This window comes from Mycobacterium szulgai, assembly GCF_002116635.1.
GTDB classification, from domain to species: domain Bacteria; phylum Actinomycetota; class Actinomycetes; order Mycobacteriales; family Mycobacteriaceae; genus Mycobacterium; species Mycobacterium szulgai.
This window is the reverse complement of sequence record NZ_LQPW01000013.1, coordinates 66,780-82,003: the sequence shown is the minus strand read 5'-3', so window position 1 is coordinate 82,003 and position 15,224 is coordinate 66,780. Positions and strand designations below refer to the sequence as shown.

At 66.1% G+C, this 15,224-nt stretch carries 14 protein-coding genes; 9 read left to right on the top strand and 5 right to left on the bottom strand.

What is annotated here, in order from left to right:
• Positions 1-30 precede the first annotated feature (30 nt).
• The 6 genes from modA to AWC27_RS03390 all read left to right on the top strand — a co-directional run bounded on the left by modA (position 31) and on the right by AWC27_RS03390 (position 5,259).
• Positions 31-786 (top strand): molybdate ABC transporter substrate-binding protein, encoded by a 756-nt coding sequence (modA, locus tag AWC27_RS03415; RefSeq protein ID WP_085669195.1) that lies wholly within the window; start codon positions 31-33, stop codon positions 784-786.
• Positions 787-791: 5 nt separating this feature from the next.
• Positions 792-1,580, top strand: coding sequence for an ABC transporter permease (locus AWC27_RS03410; protein ID WP_085669194.1), 789 nt, complete (start codon positions 792-794; stop codon positions 1,578-1,580).
• Positions 1,581-1,587: 7 nt separating this feature from the next.
• The gene (locus tag AWC27_RS03405) at positions 1,588-2,706 is read left to right on the top strand and encodes a sulfate/molybdate ABC transporter ATP-binding protein (RefSeq protein WP_085669193.1); all 1,119 of its coding nucleotides are present in this window, start codon (positions 1,588-1,590) and stop codon (positions 2,704-2,706) included.
• 48 nt (positions 2,707-2,754) lie between these two features.
• A complete protein-coding gene (locus tag AWC27_RS03400) occupies positions 2,755-3,765 on the top strand; it encodes an alanine and proline-rich secreted protein Apa (RefSeq protein ID WP_085669192.1) in 1,011 nt (336 codons plus the stop codon).
• Positions 3,766-3,879: 114 nt separating this feature from the next.
• The gene (locus AWC27_RS03395) at positions 3,880-4,179 is read left to right on the top strand and encodes a GlsB/YeaQ/YmgE family stress response membrane protein (protein WP_085669191.1); all 300 of its coding nucleotides are present in this window, start codon (positions 3,880-3,882) and stop codon (positions 4,177-4,179) included.
• A 51-nt stretch (positions 4,180-4,230) separates the two neighbouring features.
• Positions 4,231-5,259: a zinc-binding alcohol dehydrogenase family protein gene (locus tag AWC27_RS03390; protein WP_085669239.1), complete on the top strand. Its 1,029-nt coding sequence runs from the start codon at positions 4,231-4,233 to the stop codon at positions 5,257-5,259.
• Between the two features lie 6 nt (positions 5,260-5,265).
• Here AWC27_RS03390 and AWC27_RS03385 read toward each other — a convergent pair whose 3' ends face one another.
• The 4 genes from AWC27_RS03385 to AWC27_RS03370 all read right to left on the bottom strand — a co-directional run bounded on the left by AWC27_RS03385 (position 5,266) and on the right by AWC27_RS03370 (position 10,168).
• On the bottom strand, positions 5,266-6,027 hold the full coding sequence (locus tag AWC27_RS03385) for a CPBP family intramembrane glutamic endopeptidase (RefSeq protein WP_211281546.1): 762 nt from the start codon (positions 6,025-6,027) through the stop codon (positions 5,266-5,268).
• Positions 6,028-6,085: 58 nt separating this feature from the next.
• Positions 6,086-6,748 carry an MOSC domain-containing protein gene (locus tag AWC27_RS03380; RefSeq protein ID WP_085669190.1) on the bottom strand — a complete coding sequence of 221 codons (663 nt, stop codon included), beginning with the start codon at positions 6,746-6,748 and terminating at the stop codon, positions 6,086-6,088.
• A 147-nt stretch (positions 6,749-6,895) separates the two neighbouring features.
• A complete protein-coding gene (locus tag AWC27_RS03375; RefSeq protein WP_085669189.1) occupies positions 6,896-9,304 on the bottom strand; it encodes a phosphoketolase family protein in 2,409 nt (802 codons plus the stop codon).
• A gap of 12 nt (positions 9,305-9,316) precedes the next feature.
• Positions 9,317-10,168: an SDR family oxidoreductase gene (locus tag AWC27_RS03370; RefSeq protein WP_085669188.1), complete on the bottom strand. Its 852-nt coding sequence runs from the start codon at positions 10,166-10,168 to the stop codon at positions 9,317-9,319.
• A 58-nt stretch (positions 10,169-10,226) separates the two neighbouring features.
• Here AWC27_RS03370 and AWC27_RS03365 point away from each other — a divergent pair, with 58 nt between their 5' ends.
• Positions 10,227-10,733, top strand: a complete 507-nt coding sequence (locus AWC27_RS03365; protein WP_085669187.1) for a GNAT family N-acetyltransferase — start codon at positions 10,227-10,229, stop codon at positions 10,731-10,733.
• Here AWC27_RS03365 and AWC27_RS03360 read toward each other — a convergent pair.
• On the bottom strand, positions 10,730-11,137 hold the full coding sequence (locus AWC27_RS03360) for a VOC family protein (protein ID WP_245846812.1): 408 nt from the start codon (positions 11,135-11,137) through the stop codon (positions 10,730-10,732). The genes AWC27_RS03365 and AWC27_RS03360 overlap by 4 nt on opposite strands.
• A gap of 54 nt (positions 11,138-11,191) precedes the next feature.
• On the opposite strand from AWC27_RS03360, the gene AWC27_RS03355 reads away from it, so the two are divergent.
• Entirely contained in the window at positions 11,192-13,600 is a 2,409-nt protein-coding gene (locus tag AWC27_RS03355) for a CaiB/BaiF CoA transferase family protein (protein WP_085669186.1), read from the top strand.
• 81 nt (positions 13,601-13,681) lie between these two features.
• Positions 13,682-15,172: an acetyl-CoA acetyltransferase gene (locus AWC27_RS03350; protein ID WP_085669185.1), complete on the top strand. Its 1,491-nt coding sequence runs from the start codon at positions 13,682-13,684 to the stop codon at positions 15,170-15,172.
• Positions 15,173-15,224: the final 52 nt, after the last annotated feature.

Sequence of the window (15,224 nt, the reverse complement as noted above, 5' to 3'; positions counted from 1 at the left end):
AGCCCACGGCGTCGCCGCTAGGTTTGTTCAATGCCTCGGGTCCTGGCCGGTTTGGTATCAAGCGTCCTGATAGCGGGCCTGCTCAGCTGCAGCACACAGACGTCATCGCAGCACAGTCAGCTGGTGGTGTTCGCGGCCGCATCGCTCAAACCCGCGTTCACCCAAATCGGTGACCGGTTCAAGACGGATAACCCCGGTGTCGACGTCACCTTCGATTTCGCCGGTTCGTCGGAATTGGCGACGCAGCTGACTCAGGGCGCCGCCGCTGACGTCTTCGCCTCGGCGGATACCGCGCAAATGGAAACGGTCGCCAAAGCTGGTTTGCTAGCGCAAAGCCCGACGAACTTCGCGTCCAACACACTGGTCATTGTCGCAGCACCGGGCAACCCGAAAAATATCAATTCGTTTGCCGACCTCACCAGGCCCGGGCTAAGCGTGGTCACCTGTCAGCAACCGGTGCCCTGTGGGTCTGCGACCGCGCGCATCGTGGACGCCACCGGGGTACACCTCAAACCGGTCAGCGAGGAGCTCAGCGTGACCGATGTGCTCAATAAGGTCACCACCGGTCAAGCAGACGCGGGGTTGGTCTACGTCACCGACGCACTCAGCGCCGGGAACAAGGTGACGACAATCAAGTTCCCTCAGGCCGCGGGTGCGGCCAACGTGTATCCCATTGGGACGCTGAAGAATTCGAGCCACGTGTCGCTGGCGCAGCGGTTCGTCGCGACGGTGACTAGCGAGACTGGCCAGCAGATTTTGGCCCGGTCCGGCTTCGCAAAGCCCTGACCCCCGTGCACCGGCCGACCGATGTGCCCCGCTGGGTCTATCTCCCCGCCGCGGCGGGGGTGCTTTTCGTCGCAGTGCCGCTGCTTGCGATCGCGATCAAGGTTGACTGGCGGCATTTCTGGTCGCTGATCGCCGGTCGCGACTCGCGAACGGCCCTGTGGCTGAGCCTGCAAACCGCATCCGCGAGCACCGCACTGTGCATCCTGCTGGGTGTACCGATGGCGCTGGTGCTGGCCCGCAGCCGGGCGCGGATAGTGCGGGTGCTGCGGCCGTTGATCCTGCTGCCATTGGTACTGCCGCCTGTCGTCGGCGGTATCGCGCTGCTGTATGCATTCGGCCGGTTCGGGTTGATCGGCCGATACCTGGAGGCCGCAGGTCTACACATTGCCTTCAGCACAACCGCGGTGGTGCTGGCGCAGACATTCGTCTCGTTGCCTTTTCTGGTGATCTCCCTGGAAGGTGCCGCCCGAACCGCCGGAGCCGACTACGAGCTGGTTGCCGCAACACTGGGAGCACGCCCGAGCACAATCTGGTGGCGCGTCACGATGCGGCTGCTGCTGCCCGGCACCGCCTCCGGGGCAGTGCTGGCCTTCGCCCGTTCGCTGGGCGAGTTCGGCGCGACCCTGACGTTTGCCGGTTCCCGGCAGGGAGTCACCCGCACCCTGCCGCTGGAGATCTATGTGCAGCGGGTAGACGATCCCGACGCGGCGATCGCACTGTCGCTGTTACTCGTGGCGGTGGCCGCGGCGGTGGTGCTCGGGCTGGGCGCGCGCCGGCTGGCGGGCACGAGGTAGCCGGCCGATGAGCGAGTTGCTGGTGCGTGCGGTCGTTGGATCACGCCGACTGGACGTGGAATTCACAGTGCCATCCGGCGAGGTACTGGCGGTGCTAGGACCCAACGGTGCTGGTAAGTCCACCGCACTGCACGTGATCGCGGGGTTGGTCCGCCCCGACGAAGGCCAGGTGCGGTTGGGGCAGCGGGTGCTGACCGACACGGCGACCGGGCTGCATGTGCCGACGCACGAACGCCGGGTCGGGCTACTGCTACAGAACCCATTGCTGTTTCCGCACCTGAGCGTGGCCGCCAACGTCGCGTTCGGGCCGCGCAGCCGCCGTGGCGCGATATTGCGGTCCGGGCCCGCCAGGGACACGGCACTGCGCTGGCTGCGCGAGGTGGACGCCGAACAGCTCGCCAGCCGCAAGCCGCGCCAGCTCTCGGGCGGCCAGGCCCAGCGCGTGGCAATCGCGCGAGCGCTGGCCGCCGAACCAGATGTATTACTCCTGGACGAGCCGCTGACCGGGCTGGATGTCAACGCGGCCGCGGCCGTTCGCGCCGTGCTGCGCAGCGTCGTGAGTAGCACCGGCCCTGCGGTCATCCTGATCACACATGACCTGCTGGACGTATTCACCCTGGCAGATCGGGTGCTCGTGCTCGAGGACGGCAGGATCTCCGAGAGCGGCCCGGTGAGCGATGTCCTCACCGCACCCCGGAGTGCGTTCGGAGCCCGCATCGCGGGGATCAACCTGATCAGCGGGACCATCGCTGCCGACGGCTCCTTGGTCACGGCGTCTGGGCAACATTGGTATGGCACTGCGGCCGAACAGCTCACCGAAGGGCTCGCGGCGGTCGCGGTGTTCGCACCGTCGGCCGTCGCCGTTTACCAAGTGCCACCGCACGGCAGCCCGCGCAACACGGTCGAGGTGACTGTGACCGAACTGGAAACCCGCGGGCCCGTCGTCCTGGTCCGCGCTGACGACCACCCGGGCGGCGCAGCGGGGCCGGCCGCAAGCATCACCGTCGATGCCGCCGCGGAGTTGCGGTTGATGCCGGGTGAGCGTGTGTGGTTCAGCGTCAAGGCTCAGGAAGTCGCGCTGCACCCTGCACCGCACCAACAGCCGCACACTCGAGCCGAGACATGAGGGCAGGCCATCCTTGCTTCACGGCAGTAACACGGTAGGTTCGTCGCCATGCATCAGGTGGACCCGAATTCGACACGCCGCAAAGGGCTGTGGGCCGCACTGGCGACCGCCGCGGTGACCAGTGCCAGCGTCGTCACCATCGCGCTGCCGGCAATCGCCAGCGCCGATCCCGAGCCCGAGCCCCCTCCGCCGAGCACGACGGCGGCCCCAGCGCCTGCTCCGGCCACCACAACGGCGGCACCGGCACCGGCGACCCCGCCGCCTACCGCAGCCACCCCGCCGCCGAGCACACCGGCGGCCCAGCCGGGCGACCCCAACGCGGCACCGCCGCCGCCGCCCGTCGACCCGAACGCGCCCCCGCCTGACCCGAACGCACCCGAACCCGGCCGCGTTACCAACGCCGTCGGCGGATTCAGCTTCGTGGTGCCGCCCGGTTGGGTGGAATCGGACGCGTCCCACCTCGACTACGGATCGGCACTGCTGAGCAAGGTGGCCGGCGATCCGCCGATGCCGGGCCAGCCGCCAGCGGTTGCCAATGACACTCGTGTCGTGCTGGGCCGGCTGGACGCAAAGCTCTACGCCAGCGCCGAAACCACCAACCCGAAGGCCGCGGTCCGGTTGGGCTCGGACATGGGTGAATTCTTCATGCCCTACCCCGGCACCCGGATCAACCAGGAAACCGTTCCGCTCAACGCCAACGGGATTTCCGGCAGCGCGTCGTACTACGAAGTCAAGTTCAGCGATCCGTCCAAGCCGAACGGCCAGATCTGGACGGGCGTAGTCGGCACACCCGCTGCGACCACGCCTAACGCAGGCCCTCCACAGCGCTGGTTCGTGGTGTGGCTTGGGACCTCGAACGACCCGGTGGACAAGAACGCGGCCAAGATTCTGGCCGAGTCGATCCGGCCCTGGGCGCCGCCACCGGCACCGGCTCCCGAAGGTGCTCCGGGTGCTCCGGCTCCCGCGCCAGTCGCACCGGCTCCGGCACCGGGCCAGGCCCCGGCCGCAGAGGTCGCACCGAGCCCGGCCCCGACACCGCAGCGGACCGTACCCGCCTGACTCTGCGCGCCCAGGCGCGCGAAATCAGCACCCAATTCGTTACGTAAACGGGGTATACCGAAGTCACGGGCCAGTATGTGACCCGGGCTTTGCTAGTGATTGCAAGGAGACCCCATGGACGTCTTGGCAGCTACCGAATATCTAGCCCGCTCGACCACACTGACCAGCGTCGGCTGGATCGGCTACATCATCATCGGCGCTATCGCCGGCTGGATCGCCGGCAAGATCGTCAGAGGTGGCGGAGCCGGCATCCTGATGAACATCGTTATCGGCGTCGTCGGCGCGTTAATCGGTGGCTTCTTATTGAGCTTCTTCGTCAACACCGCCGCGGGCGGATGGTGGTTCACGTTGTTCACCGCGGTGCTCGGGTCGGTGATCCTGCTGTGGATCGTCGGTATGGTGCGACGGACCTGACTCTGGCGACCGGTGCGCCCTGGGAGGCAGGGCGAGCGGCATGATGGAGTGATGGCCTCGGTGTCGACCACCACAACAATGACCGCTTGGCAGGTCGTTGAGCCTGGCCCGATGGAAAGCGGCCCGCTGCAACGGGTTACCACTGCGGTGCCCACGCCAGAGCCGGCTGAGCTGTTGGTTGCGGTGCGGGCGTGCGGGGTATGCCGCACCGACCTTCATGTCACCGAGGGCGACCTCCCCGTGCACCGCGACCGGGTGACGCCCGGTCACGAGGTGGTTGGCGAGGTGGTCGAAGTGGGTGCCGATGCCGGCGACGATTTCAAGGTGGGGGACCGGGTAGGCATCGCCTGGCTGCGGCATACCTGCGGGCTTTGCACGTATTGCGTCCGCGGTGACGAAAACCTGTGCCGCCAATCGCGTTACACCGGATGGGACGCCGACGGGGGATACGCTGAATTCGCAACGGTCCCCGCAGCGTTCGCCCACCACCTGCCGAGCGGTTACAGCGACAGCGAACTTGCGCCGTTGCTGTGCGCCGGCATCATCGGATACCGCTCTTTGCTACGGGCCGAGCTGCCGCCGGGTGGTCGGCTGGGTCTGTACGGTTTCGGCGGCAGCGCCCACATCACCGCTCAGGTTGCCTTGGCCCAGGGCGCCGAGCTGCATGTGATGACTCGCGGAGACCGCGCACGCGAGCTCGCGCTGGATTTGGGTGCCGCGTCAGCACAGGGCGCCGCCGAACCGCCGCCGGTGCCACTGGACGCCGCGATACTGTTCGCCCCGGTAGGTGATTTGGTGCTGCCGGCATTGGAAGCGCTCGACCGGGGTGGCACCCTGGCGGTGGCAGGAATTCACCTGACCGATATACCGGCGCTGAACTACCAACGACACTTGTTCCAGGAACGCCAGATTCGCTCGGTCACCTCGAACACCCGTGCTGATGCGCGTGCATTTCTGGATTTCGCTGCCCAGCACCACATCGAGGTCACTACGCCGGAGTATCCGCTTGGACATGCCGATCGCGCGCTCAGCGACCTCAGCGCCGGCCGGATCGCCGGCGCCGCTGTGCTGCTGGTATAGCCGCCCTCAGGTCGACAGGTGCCACACCAGAGCTGCGGCCAGGGCACCCACGCCGTTGAGAGACCAATGCAGCGCGATCGGCGCAATCAGACTGCCGCTACGACGGCGCAGCCAGCTGAACACGAATCCGGCCACCCCGGTGGCCAGCACGGCTAGCGTCACCCCTGCCAGCATGCCGAGGAACCCACCGCCGAACATCCGGGTGAAACCGACGTTTCCGCTGGTCAGACCCAACGACGTAGACACATGCCAAAGCCCGAACAACAGCGAGCCGGCCAGTGCCACACCGCGGAAGCCCCAGGCCCGGTCCAGCGCACCGTGCAGTACTCCGCGAAACGCCAGTTCCTCCGGGATGACGGTTTGCAGCGGAATGATGATCATCGACGCGATAAGTGCGCCCGAGATTGTGGCGTAATGATTGTTCAGGAACATCGGCCTGGTCATCGGCAGTAGCACGCCGATGCCGATCACCGAAACCACAACGGCGACGGCGGCCAGCGCGTAGCCCAATCCGGATCGCCAATGCTGCCGGCCCAGACCTAATTCCGCCCAGCCCAAGCCCCGGTATCGGAGCAGGATCACCAGCCCGACGGCGGCGGCGGGGACGGTCGCGACGCTCGCCCAGGGGGTGGTGAAATGCGCTATCAGGTTTGTCGCTACCAACACCACGACAACCACGGCAATGTCGATGTGGAGCCGGAAACGATCCAGCACGGAAAGCGGCGACACCCGCAGGGGGGTGTGAGCGACAGCGGTCACGTCGGGCACCCGGCAAGTTTACCCGCGCAGACGCGATGGCCCCTGAATTCGACGCTCAACCAGTGCGCTACGCGAGCCGGCGGCGTGCGTAATCCTTGAGTTCGTCCGACAGTGCGTCGGCCGCGAGCAGCCGCGGAAGCAACTCGGGTTCGGACATCCTGGCGCGAAAGACCAGCTCGATCGTCACATCATGATCGGGGCGGTGCTCGACGGTAATCGCATCGCCGGCGGTGACTTTTCCGGGTGTGATCACCCGGAAGTAGGCGCCGGGTTTACCCGCCTGGGTGAAGGTTTTGATCCAGTGCTGCACGTTCAGGAATGCCACAAAGGTCCGGCACGGTGTTCTGGGCGCCGAGATTTCCAGCAACAGGCCATCGGTGCCGACGCGCCAGCGTTCGCCGATGCGGGCTCGGCTCACCTCGACACCAACGGTGGTCAGGTTTTCGCCGAACATTCCATTGGACAGGGGTCGCTGCAGTTCGGCTTCCCATTCATCGAGGTCTTCTCGTACATATGCGTAGACAGCCTGATCGTCACCGCCGTGGAACTTCGTATTACCGATGGTGTCGCCGACGAGTCCACTGCCCAGGCCGCCATGCATCGGGCCGGGTGCGCGCACCGCAACCGGGCCGGCCGCAGCGATCTTGTCGATACCCGTTACCGACGACATCGCGCGCGGATCGGGATTGGTCCGAGGGCGGGCCAAGTTAACCGACAAGACTTTCGCCATCCGCACAGGTTAGCGGTGAATTACCGATGCGCGCTCCGCTCATTCGCCGCCCAGGCCGTCTCGGTCGGCTCACTCCCGTCACTCGCTAACGCTCGCTCCGCTCATTCGCCGCCCAGGCCGTATCGGTCGGCTCACTCCCGTCACTCGCTAACGCTCGCTCCGCTCATTCGCCGCCCAGGTCCACCCGCTGATATTCGGGTCGTCCTCGCCATACTCACGCGTGTAGCGACGCGCCTCGAGGCGAGCGTCGGCCATCCGCTGACGTAGCACGGCGGCCCGAGACGCCAGCCCCTCAACTCGGTCGATCACGTCCATCACCAGATGGAACCGGTCGAGGTCATTGAGCATCACCATGTCGAACGGCGTCGTGGTGGTGCCGCGCTCCTTGAACCCGCGCACATGCATTCCCGCATGACAGGTACGGCGATAGCTGAGCCGGTGGATCAGCCACGGGTACCCGTGGTAGGCGAAGATGACCGGCTTGTCACGGGTGAACAAGGCGTCAAACTCGTTGTCCGGCAAGCCATGTGGATGCTCAGAGGGAGGCTGCAGACGCATCAGGTCCACCACATTGATCACCCGAACAGCCAAATCCGGCAATTCGCGGCGCAGGATGTCGGCGGCGGCCAATGTCTCCTGGGTGGGGATGTCTCCGGCGCATGCGAGCACCACGTCCGGCTCACCGGTAGCGGTGCTCGCCCAGGGCCAAATCCCCAGCCCCCGAGTGCAGTGCGCGATCGCGTCCTCGATGCCGAGATAGGCCAGCGCGGGCTGTTTCCCCGCGACGATGACGTTGATGCAGTCGCGGCTGCGCAGGCAGTGATCGGCCACCGACAGCAGCGTGTTCCCGTCGGGCGGCAGATAGACCCGCACGATCTCGGCGCGCTTGTTGGCGACCAGATCAATGAACCCCGGATCCTGATGCGATGCGCCGTTATGGTCCTGGCGCCACACATGTGAGCTCAGCAGGTAGGTCAACGACGCAATCGGCCGCCGCCAGGGCAACTCGCGGCTGGTAGCCAGCCATTTGGCGTGCTGGTTGAGCATTGAGTCGACAATGTGGACGAAGGCCTCGTAGCAGTTGAACAGGCCGTGGCGCCCGGTCAGTAAGTACCCCTCCAGCCAGCCCTGGCACAGGTGTTCGGACAGCACTTCCATCACCCGCCCGTCCGGGGCCAGGTGGTCGTCGTCGGGTTCAGTCCGCGACAACCACACCTTGTCCGTCGACTCGAAAACGGGGCTCAACCGGTTGGACGCGGTCTCGTCGGGTCCCATAAGCCGGAAGCGATCAGGATTGCGCGCGATCACATCCCGCAAGAAAGTGCCCAGCACCCGAGTGGCCTCGTGCGTCTCGGCGGCCGGTAGTTCGACCGGCACCGCGTAGTCGCGGAAATCTGGAAGGTCGAGGTCATGCAGCAGCGTTCCGCCGTTGGCGTGTGGATTGGCGCTCATTCGCCGATCACCGCTCGGCGCGGCCCCCTTCAACTCCGAGCGCAGCCCGCCCTGCTGGTCGAACAACTCCTCAGGCCGATAGCTGCGTAGCCACTTCTCCAGCTGCGCGCGATGCTCCGGGTTCTCGTGTGTCGCGGCCAACGGCACCTGATGCGAGCGCCAGGTACCTTCCACGCGGTTGCCGTCCACCACCTTCGGCCCGGTCCAGCCCTTGGGTGTACGCAGCACGATCATCGGCCACACCGGCCGCTCGGTTTGCTCGCCGCTGCGTGCGGCCCGCTGAATTGACGCAATGTCGTCGAATGCGTCGTCAAGGGCCGCCGCCAGCTGTTGGTGTACGTCGGGCGGCTCGTCACCGCTCACGACGATCGGCCGGTACCCATAGCCGCGCAACAGCGATTCGAGTTCGGTGTCGGGGATGCGCGCCAGCACGGTTGGGTTGGCGATCTTGTATCCGTTGAGGTGCAGGATCGGCAATACCGCTCCGTCGATCGCCGGGTTGAGGAACTTGTTGGAGTGCCAGCTGGCCGCCAGGGGTCCAGTCTCGGCTTCGCCGTCGCCGATGACGCAGGCCACCACGAGATCCGGGTTGTCGAAAGCGGCGCCGAAGGCGTGCACCAGCGCGTAGCCGAGTTCGCCGCCCTCATGGATCGAGCCGGGCGTCTGAGCGGCGACGTGGCTTGGAATGCCGCCCGGGAAAGAGAACTGCCGGAACAGCTTGCGCAGCCCTTCGGTGTTCTCCTCGATGCCGGTGTACACCTCGCTGTAGGTGCCCTCGAGGTAGGCGTTTGCGACCAGGCCGGGGCCGCCATGCCCGGGCCCGGTGACGTAGATGACGTTGGCGTCGCGGTGCCGAATGATGCGGTTGAGGTGGACGTAGATGAGGTTGAGACCTGGCGTGGTACCCCAGTGCCCTAACAGCCGGGGCTTGACGTGTTCGGCCGCCAGCGGCTGGGCCAGCAGCGGGTTATCCAGCAGGTAGATCTGGCCGACCGAGAGGTAGTTGGCCGCGCGCCAGTAGGCGTCGACGAGGGCCAGTTCCTCGTCGGACAAGGTGTTCGAAACAGCTTGATTCACAGTCGATGTCGTGATTTCTGTGCTCATCAGATATGACGCCTACTCCTCTTCGCCGCGCGCCCGCGCCTCATACGCACTGCGCTTGGCCACATCGACGTCATCGGTGAAAACATGCTCGCCGCCGAGTATCCGGTTCAGGCCCTCGGCAAACGGGCGCGGCATGAACTTCTGGGAAACCACCATGGCACCGGCCGCCTTGGTCACCCGCACCCGCGGCTTGGGATGAGCCACCAGCCCGACGATCGCGTCTGCAATGTCGGCGGGTTCGGCGTTCTTGAATCCCTTGGCTCCTACGGTGCCCGAGGTCAGTTCGGTGTTGACGAACGTAGGCAACACCATCGAGAACTTCACACCGGCCCCGCGATATTCAAGCCTGGCCGAATCCGTGAACGCGATCACCGCATGTTTGCTCGCACAGTAAGTCGCCAGGCCGACGAGGTGGAGTTCACCGGCGAGCGAGGCGACATTGATGACCTGGCCCTCGCCCCGGGGAACCATGCGCGCTACGGCCAGCTTGCTGCCCAGGATCACGCCGTAGACATTGATGTCCAGGATTCGCCGCGTGACGCTGTCAGGTTCGTCGATGATCCGGCCGACCGGCATGATGCCCGCGTTGTTGACCAGGACGTCGATCGGTCCGAGTTGGCGCTCGACTTGATCGAGGAAATCGGAGAACGAATCCTTGTCGGTGACGTCGAGTTTGCCGTACACATCCAGACCGAGAGCGGCGCCGGACTCCTTTACCTTGGCCTCGTCGATGTCGCCGATGGCCACGTTGGCGCCCAGGTTGTGCAATGCGGTCGCAGTGGCCAATCCGATACCCCGTGCACCGCCGGTGATGACGATTACTTTGCCCCGAACTTTGACGCCAATGGATGCCGTGTCTGCCATTGCGCAAGCACACCATTCACCTCGAGCCCGCGCAACAACGACCGGGGATACTGCATGGGTGGTGCAGGTGCGTAGGGCCGTCGAACAGGATGCGCTTGACGTGGCCCGGGTGCAGGTCCGATCGTGGCAGGCGGCCTACCGTGGGCTCATCGATCAGAACTACCTCGACGGCCTGACGCCCGAACACTGGACAAGCCGATACACGTTCGGCCGCATTGGAATTGGCGTGCCGTCCACCCTTGTCGCCGTCGACGGGCCGGCGATCTGCGGCTTGGCGACCACCGGCCTGTGCCGAGACGACGACTTGACGAATTTCGGTGAGCTGCTTGCCTTTTACGTCGATCCCACATATGCGGGCACCGGAGTTGGCCGGCTGCTCATGACGGCGGCTCGCGATCGGCTGCGCCGCGTCGTCACGGACGCGTCACTGTGGGTGCTGGAGGGAAACGTGCGCGCTCGGCAGTTCTATGAACGCGACGGCTGGGCGTTCGACGGGACGTACCGCACGGCGACGTACGGCAATGTCGCGGTGGGCGAGGTGCGTTATCGGGTGACGCCTGTCTAACTTTTGGCCAAGGTCAACTGCCAAGAGACGCCGAAGGTGTCGTTGACCCAACCGAATTTGGGACTGAAGTCATAGGCACTCAATGGCATCAAGACCTGGCCGCCCTCACCCAGAGCCTGATACAGCCGGTCGATCTCATCGTCTGAATCGCATTGCACGTATAGCGACATCGACGGAGTGAAGGTGAAGGCGTGCGAGGCAGGGCTGTCGATGCACATGAACTGCTGGCCCGCCAGTACGAACGTAGCGTGCTGGACGGTCCCCTCCCGCCCCGCCTCACCCGGGCCGTATCTCGTCATCGTCTGAATCCCGGAGTCGGCGAACAGCGATGTGTAAAACCGCATTGCCGCTTCGGCTTTGCCCTCGAACATCAAAAAGGTCGTGATTTTCTGCAGCGTTGCCAATAGGACCCCCGGGTGACTGCCAAGACCTGCTCGTCGCAGCCTACGGTATGCAAGGTGACCGACAGGTTGCTCGACGGGGTGCGCGTGCTGGACTTGGCTGACGGCGATGCCGCAGCGACAACGCGCCTGCTTGCCGACCTGGGCGCTGACGTTCTCAAGGTAGAACCCCCCGGGGGCAGTGCGGCACGTGCGGCGGCGCCGACGCTGGCCGGAGCGAGCGTCTCGTTCGCCGTGCACAACGCTAATAAGCGCAGCGCGGTGCTCGACCCGCGCGACGAAGAAGACCGCCGCCGGTTCCTCAGCCTGGCTCAAACTGCGGATATCGTTGTCGACAGCGGACTTCCGGGACAAGCTGCGGCATATGGAACATCGTGTGCCGCGTTGGCCGATCGCTATGACCATCTCGTGGCGCTGTCGGTCACCGATTTCGGCACAACCGGTCCGCGATCCTCGTGGCGCGCCACCGACTCCGTCCTGTACGCGATGTCTGGCTCACTGGCGCGCTCGGGTCCCACCAGCGGCACCCCGGTGCTGCCGCCCGACGGAATCGCCTCGGCAACCGCGGCCACCCAGGCCACCTGGGCGGCGCTGGTCGCCTACTACAACAGACTGCGTTGCGGCACTGGCGATTACATTGATTTTGCGCGTTTCGACGCGGTGGTGATGGCGCTGGACCCGCCGTTCGGGTCGCACGGGCAGGTCGCGGCCGGCGTCACCACCACCACGCCGTGGCGTGGACGTCCGCAGAATCAGGACGCGTACCCCATATACGCCTGCCGGGACGGCTACGTCCGGTTATGCGTGATGGCACCGCGCCAGTGGCGCGGCCTGCGTCGCTGGCTGGGGGAGCCAGAACAATTCCAAGACCCTGAATACGATTTGATCGGCGCACGGCTGGCCGGGTGGCCGCGGATCAGTGTGCTGGTCGAGGCGTTGTTCGCCGACCAGACGATGAAGGAGTTGGTGGCCGCCGGGCAGGCCCACGGAGTCCCGATCGCCGCGGTGCTGACACCCGCGCGGATTCTGGCTTCCGAGCACTTCCAGGCGGTGGGCGCCATCACCGACGCCGAACTGGCGCCGGGCGTACACACCACGGTGCCGACAGGGTATTTCGTCGTCGACGGACGGCACTCGGGCTTCCGCACACCAGCCCCCGCGGCCGGGCACGACGACCCGCGCTGGCGTGCCGGTCCGGCGCCGGTGCCTGCACCCACGGGCAGCGTCGGCGGCTATCCGTTTGCCGGGCTGCGAATCCTGGACCTGGGCATCATCATCGCCGGAGGGGAGGTGGGCCGGCTGTTCGGCGACATGGGCGCCGAGATCATCAAGATCGAAAGCGCCGACTACCCCGACGGATTACGCCAGGCCCGCATCGGCGACGCGATGAGCGACTCATTCGCCCGTACCCACCGCAATCACCTCGGGTTGGGTTTGGATCTGCGCAGCGATCAGGGCAAGGAGATCTTCGGCCGGCTGGTCGCCGAGGCCGACGCAGTATTGATCAATTTCAAGCCGGGAACCCTTGCCAAACTTGGGTTTTCCTACGACGCGCTGCATACCCTCAATCCGCGGATCGTACTGGCGGGCAGCAGCGCGTTCGGACACCGCGGTCCGTGGACCAACCGATTGGGCTACGGTCCGTTGGTCCGCGCCACCACCGGCGTCACCCGGCGCTGGACCTCCGAGCAAGCGCCGCCGGAGCACGCCAGGCACGCCTTCTACGACGCCACCACGATCTTTCCCGATCACGTCGTCGGCCGGATCACCTCTATCGGCGCACTGGCCGCACTGATCCACCGCCACCGAACCGGCGCCGGGGCCAACGTGCACGTGTCACAGGCCGAGGTCGTCGTCAATCAGCTGGACACCCTGTTCGTCACCGAGGCCGCGGTGGCGGCCGGCGTCGCCGAAGTTCGCGACGACACCAGCCTGCACGCCGTTTACCCGTGCGCCGGCGACGATGAATGGTGCGTCATCTCCATCCGGTCCGACGACGACTGGCGTTGCGCGACAGCGGTTCTCAATCGCTCCGAGCTGGCCGACGACCCGCGTTTCAGCAGCGGTGAATCGCGGGTGGCCAACCGTGGACAGTTGGTAGCGCTACTGTCGGCGTGGAGCCGCACCCGCACCCCGGTCCAGGTCTCCGAGGCAATGCAGGCGTCCGGCGTACCTGCCGGACCAATGAACCGTCCACCAGACATCCTCGCCGACCCACAGCTGACCACACGAAAAGTGTTGCGCGACATGGCGCATCCGCTGATAGACCACGCGCTGCCGGCCGAGACGGGGCCGGCCCCGTTTCGCCATATCCCGCCGGCACCCGTGCGCCCGGCGCCGCTACCCGGTCAGGACACCCGCGAGATCTGCCGAGCGCTACTGGGGATGAGCGCCGAGGAAATCGAGCGGCTGATCAGCAGCCGGGTGCTGTTCAGCTCACCGTCACCGAACGTCAACCTGGGGTGACACTCGGCGCGGACGGTCACGCTAGCGTGACCCTCGGCGGGCAGCACCCGGCCCAATCCATAGGCACGCTATGTTAAAGCCATGCCCGTAGACCCCAGGACACCGGTACTGATCGGCTACGGCCAGGTCAACCATCGCGACGAGATCGACCCGGGAACCGCGTCCATCGAACCGGTCGACCTCATGGTCGCCGCAGCTCAGCAAGCCGCCGGGCCCGAGGTGCTCGAGGCGGTGGACTCCATCCGCGTGGTGCACATGCTCTCGGCGCATTACCGGAACCCCGGACACCTGCTCGGCCAGCGCCTCAACGTCAAGAGTTTTGTCGCCAGCTACAGCAGTGTCGGCGGCAACACGCCACAGTCGCTGCTCAACCAGGCCTGCCTGGACATCCAGCAGGGGCGAGCCGGTGTGGTGCTGATCTCGGGTGCTGAAACCTGGCGCACCCGGACCGGGCTGAAGAAGATGGGCGCCCGGCTGGTCTGGACCGAGCAAGACGATTCCGTGCCGCTGCCCGAGGTTGCCGGTGACGACGTGCCGATGGCCGGTGACGCCGAAATGAAGATAAAACTGGACCGCCCGGCCTACGTGTATCCGCTGTTCGAGCAGGCGCTGCGGATCGCCAGTGGCGAGGCGATCGAGGACCACGGCAAGCGCGTGGGCGAGCTGTGGGCGCGCTTCAACGCCGTGGCAGTCAACAACCCGAACGCGTGGATCCGCAAGCCGCTGACGGCCGCGGAGATCTGGCAGCCGGGCCCGCAGAACCGGATGATCAGCTGGCCGTACACCAAGCTGATGAACTCCAACAACATGGTTGACCAGGGCGCCGCGCTGATCCTGACTTCCGTCGAGCAGGCCACGCGTTTGAAGGTCCCCGCGCAGCGATGGGTGTATCCGCTGGCCGGTGCCGACGCGCGCGACACCCCTGCCATCGCGGAGCGGGCCGAGCTGCATCGTTCCGCGGCAATTCGCATCGGCGGTGCCCGCGCGCTGGCATTGGTCGGCCTGGGCATCGACGACGTCGACTACGTCGATCTGTACTCGTGCTTCCCGTCGGCGGTGCAGGTTGCCGCCGCCGAGCTCGGCCTGGCCACCGACGATCCCCACCGGCCATTGACGGTCACCGGCGGGCTGACTTTCGCCGGCGGCCCGTGGAGCAACTACGTCACGCATTCCATCGCCACCATGGCCGAGTTGCTGGCTGCCAACCCCGGGCGGCGGGGGCTGATCACCGCTAACGGCGGCTACCTGACCAAACACAGCTTCGGCGTCTACGGCACCGAACCGGCCAAGGACTGCGAATTCCGCTGGGAAGACGTCCAACCGGCGGTCGACCGTGAGCCCACAACGCAGGGCGTCCTCGATTGGGAGGGCGTGGGCACTGTCGAAGCCTGGACGACACCGTTCAACCGGGACGGCCAGCCGGAGAAGGCGTTCCTGGCCGTCCGCACGCCGGACGGTTCCCGCGCGCTGGCGGTGATCACCGACCCTGCCTCGGCCGCGGCCACCGTCACCGACGACATCGCAGGTACGAAGGTTGCCGTCGCCGCCGACGGCACTGCGGTGCTGCAGTAACCACGGCCGCGGGGAAACCCTGCGGCAAGATCACGGTTAAGGTCACGTTCAA

What these genes read in the sequence shown, in the direction of transcription:
- AWC27_RS03390 (WP_085669239.1), top strand. Translation starts at nt 4,231, where the DNA reads ATGGCCTCGGTGTCGACCACCACAACAATGACCGCTTGGCAGGTCGTT.
- AWC27_RS03405 (WP_085669193.1), top strand. Translation starts at nt 1,588, where the DNA reads ATGAGCGAGTTGCTGGTGCGTGCGGTCGTTGGATCACGCCGACTGGAC.
- AWC27_RS03350 (WP_085669185.1), top strand. Translation starts at nt 13,682, where the DNA reads ATGCCCGTAGACCCCAGGACACCGGTACTGATCGGCTACGGCCAGGTC.
- AWC27_RS03370 (WP_085669188.1), bottom strand. Translation starts at nt 10,168, where the DNA reads ATGGCAGACACGGCATCCATTGGCGTCAAAGTTCGGGGCAAAGTAATC.
- AWC27_RS03400 (WP_085669192.1), top strand. Translation starts at nt 2,755, where the DNA reads ATGCATCAGGTGGACCCGAATTCGACACGCCGCAAAGGGCTGTGGGCC.
- modA (WP_085669195.1), top strand. Translation starts at nt 31, where the DNA reads ATGCCTCGGGTCCTGGCCGGTTTGGTATCAAGCGTCCTGATAGCGGGC.
- AWC27_RS03380 (WP_085669190.1), bottom strand. Translation starts at nt 6,748, where the DNA reads ATGGCGAAAGTCTTGTCGGTTAACTTGGCCCGCCCTCGGACCAATCCC.
- AWC27_RS03395 (WP_085669191.1), top strand. Translation starts at nt 3,880, where the DNA reads ATGGACGTCTTGGCAGCTACCGAATATCTAGCCCGCTCGACCACACTG.
- AWC27_RS03375 (WP_085669189.1), bottom strand. Translation starts at nt 9,304, where the DNA reads ATGAGCACAGAAATCACGACATCGACTGTGAATCAAGCTGTTTCGAAC.